Annotated in this window: 3 protein-coding genes; all 3 read left to right on the top strand. The window is 45.1% G+C overall.

Annotation, left to right across the window (positions count from 1 at the left end):
- Positions 1-1079: MocR-like pyridoxine biosynthesis transcription factor PdxR (pdxR, locus tag RYO92_RS10935; RefSeq protein WP_007156954.1), on the top strand; the 1079-nt coding region annotated here is incomplete at its 5' end.
- Positions 1080-1201: 122 nt separating this feature from the next.
- Complete coding sequence (locus RYO92_RS10930; protein WP_315370401.1) at positions 1202-1753, top strand: signal peptidase II; 552 nt, start codon at positions 1202-1204, stop codon at positions 1751-1753.
- Positions 1754-1955: 202 nt separating this feature from the next.
- Entirely contained in the window at positions 1956-3938 is a 1983-nt protein-coding gene (locus tag RYO92_RS10925; protein WP_314833893.1) for a sodium-translocating pyrophosphatase, read from the top strand.
- Positions 3939-4011 lie beyond the last annotated feature (73 nt).

Raw genomic sequence — 4011 nt, 5'->3', positions numbered from 1 at the left:
TGAAAAAGTACATGGAGCTTTACCGGGAAATGCGGCAGGATATTGTGGAAGGCCGCTACGGCTTCTCGGAACGCCTTCCCTCCAAGCGCTATCTTTCCGAGGAACGGGGCATTTCCCTGATTACAGTGGAACATGCGCTGGCACTTTTGGAGGAGGAAGGGTATATTGAGGGGAAGGAACGAAGCGGTTACTTTGTTTCCTACCAGGAGGGAGATGTTTTTCCTGTTACCGATAAGGAAGAGAAAGCCGGTTTTATCGATTTTTTCAAGAGGAAAACTGCTGTTTCCCGGGAGCAAATGTCCTATCCCACCATTGCCAAAGCGGTGCGGAGAGCCATGAGCAAGTATCAGGAGGAGATTCTGGAAGCCTCCGAAATGCAGGGGAAGTTTTTTTTAAGAAGGGCACTGAAGGAATATTTGCGAAGAGGACGGGGAATCTTTGTGGAGGAAGAGCAAATGATTCTGGGCGCCGGAGCAGAGAATCTCTATGCCCTTCTGGCGCAAATCCTGGGAGAAGAAAAGCGCTTTGCCGTGGAATCTCCTTCCTATGATAAGATGCAAAGGATTTATGAGAGCCATGGTATTCAACTGGAGCTCCTTCCCATGGGAAAGAACGGTATTGAAAGTGCTGCCCTGCAAAAGGCAAAGGCCAAGGTGCTTCATGTGACTCCCTTCCACAGCTACCCTACAGGGATCACGGCGGATGCGTCCAAAAGGCGGGAATATCTGGACTTTGCCCATAGAAACGGGGCGGTTATTATTGAGGATGATTATGATTCCGAGTTTTCTCCCCTGGGAAAGCCGGAGGATTGTCTCTTTTCCATGGAAGCCGGGGAAAATGTCTTTTACATGAACAGCTTTTCCAAAACCATCGGTCCGGCCTTTCGTATGGCGTATCTATTGCTACCAAAGAAGAATTTGAAAGAAAATCTGGAGAAAATTTCCTTTTACTCCTGCTCCGTGCCGGTGCTGGAGCAGTGCATCCTTACGGAGCTTTTGGAAAGCGGAGAGTTTGAACGGCATATCAATAGGGTGAGAAGAAGCAGAAGGATAAGAAAAAAGAGTAGGGAAGAAGAATAAAGAAGCAATCAGGAATATTGCAAAATAAAAATGACGAAGGTATAAAGAATACTGCAAAGTCATAATGATGAAGGTGCAGAGAGTAAGAAGGCAAATCTTATAAAAGGATTTAGGGTGAAAAAATGGGAAAGCATGGACTTTTGTTACGGATATTGAAACAGTATCATATCGAATGGATATGGTATCTCAGTAAGGAAATGAGTTACCTCATCTTTTTTGCGGCAGGCATTTTTGCCATAGACCAGCTTTTTAAACATGCCATAGACGAAGAGCCGAAGGAAAATTTCCCCAGAGATTTACCCGGCTCCAAAGGTCTTGTGCAGATACGAAGAGCCCATAATCCGGGATTTTCCATGGGAAGACTGGAGAAATATCCGAAGCTGGTAAAGACCTTGTCCTTGCTTGCTACTCTCTTCCTGATTTTTGCCTTGCCCTATATGAGCATTCTTCTGGGGGACGGTTTCTTTTTGCAAAAATGGGGTACCGCCATGGTAATCGGCGGGGCCTCCTCCAATACCTATGACCGCCTGATTAAAGGAAAGGTGACAGACTATATCAATGTCCGTGTTCTCTTTTTGAAAAACGCCATCATTAACATAGGGGATATTGCCATTTACTTGGGAGGAATGCTCTACGGGATAGGTGTGATTATTGATTTACTGAAAAATAAATAAGAAGAGATTTTTGGGCAAAGACTATTTATTTAAAAATATAAAAACAAATTGTACGAAAAGAAAAGCATAAATAATAGTGGAATAAATTTCTTTTTCAAAAATAATAGTAGAAAAAACCTAATCATTTTGTTAAAATGGGAAAACAGCAGGAGAAAATCCATGAGTTTTTGACAAAATTTATGGTTTCACGAGGGAGGAAAATATGAATACTATGTTTATGCTGGTGCCCGTATTGGGCGTATTGGGTCTTTTGTTCGCTTTTTTTCAGGCACAGAAGATTCAGAAGGAAGATTCCGGTAACGAGAGGATGAAGGAAATTGCCCATGCGATTGCAGAGGGTGCACAGGCCTTTCTCTTCGCGGAATACAAGATTCTTCTTTTTTTTGTTTGTAGCCTTTTCCTTTGCATCGGTTTGGGAACAAGAAGCTGGCTTAGCGGAGCGGCTTTTGTCTTCGGCGCTTTGCTTTCCACATTGGCAGGATATTTCGGAATGCGTTCCGCAACCGCAGCCAATGTTCGTACTGCAGAAGCGGCAAGACAGTCCGGAATGAAGAAGGCGTTATCCATTGCCTTTTCCGGCGGTTCTGTAATGGGAATGTCCGTAGCAGGCTTCGGTATTTTCGGCTTGGGACTTTTCTACTACTTCACTAAGGATGTAGGTGTGCTTTCCGGATTCTCCCTGGGAGCTTCCAGCATTGCCCTTTTCGCCCGTGTAGGTGGAGGAATCTATACCAAGGCAGCCGACGTTGGAGCAGACCTTGTAGGTAAGGTTGAGGCGGGAATCCCTGAGGATGACCCCAGAAACCCTGCGGTTATTGCGGACAATGTAGGAGATAACGTAGGTGACGTTGCCGGAATGGGCGCAGACCTTTTCGAGTCCTATGTAGGTGCTTTGGTTTCCGCTATGACTTTAGGCGCTCTGACTTTTCAGGATAAGGGAATTGCCTTCCCTCTGCTTCTTGCAGGATTATCCTTACTGGCTTGTATCTTAGGAAGCTTTTCCGTTGTAATGATCGGTGGAGAGGATCCCAGTAAGGTATTAAAGACTGCCAGCTACTCTGCTGCAGTGGCAGTTATTGTTTTTGCTTTTGGACTTTCCAACTATTTCTTCGGAGATTTCCATGCGGCTTTGGCCGTTACGGCAGGCTTGATTGCAGGATTATGTATCGGTGCCATTACCGAGTATTACACATCCTCCAGCTATGCTCCTGTAAAGGAAATTGCGAAGCAGTCTGAAACCGGATCCGCTACCAATATCATTTCCGGTATGGCTATCGGAATGCGTTCTACTGCTATTCCTATTTTATTGATTTCCGTAGCAATTTTTGTATCCTTTAGTCTTTTGGGACTTTACGGTATTGCTTTATCCGCTGTAGGTATGCTTTCCACAACGGCAATCACCGTAGCGGTAGATGCTTACGGACCTATCGCCGATAATGCGGGCGGTATTGCGGAAATGGCAGGTCTGGAAGAGGGTGTTCGTAAGATTACCGACCAGTTGGATGCTGTAGGAAATACAACTGCAGCTATGGGTAAGGGATTTGCTATCGGTTCTGCAGCATTAACAGCTCTTGCATTATTTGCATCCTATGCGGAGGCTGTACAGTTAAAGAGCATCAATGTTTTGGACAGTAGGGTATGTATCGGACTCTTTATCGGCGCTATGCTTCCCTTCCTTTTCTCCGCATTTACTATGAGCTCTGTAAGTAAGGCAGCCTTTGCCATGATTTCCGAAGTAAGAAGACAGTTTAAAGAGAAGCCGGGCATTATGGCGGGAACAGATAAGCCTGACTATAAGACCTGCGTAAGTATTTCTACCCGTGCGGCTTTAAGGGAAATGATTGTTCCCGGTGTACTGGCTGTTATTGCACCGCTGGCTATCGGATTACTTCTTGGCGCTGAGGCTCTTGGCGGACTTCTGGCAGGATCTTTGGTTTCCGGTGTTATGATGGCAATCTTTATGTCCAACTCCGGTGGAGCATGGGACAATGCTAAAAAGTACATTGAAGAAGGCCACAACGGCGGAAAAGGCTCTGAAACCCATAAGGCAGCGGTTGTAGGAGATACTGTAGGAGATCCTTTCAAGGATACCTCCGGACCTTCCATCAACATTTTGATTAAGTTGATGACCGTAATTGCATTGGTATTTGCTCCGCTCATTATGACTCTTGGCGGAATTTTATAAAAGTGCTATACTATGAGGAGTATTCTTTATAAGTTGTTTATAAAGATAGGACAAAGTGGCTAAAATACTCCGA

This window comes from Oribacterium sinus, assembly GCF_963553175.1.
Classification (GTDB): Bacteria; Bacillota; Clostridia; order Lachnospirales; family Lachnospiraceae; genus Oribacterium; species Oribacterium sinus_B.
This window is presented reverse-complemented; position numbering and strand designations above follow the sequence as displayed.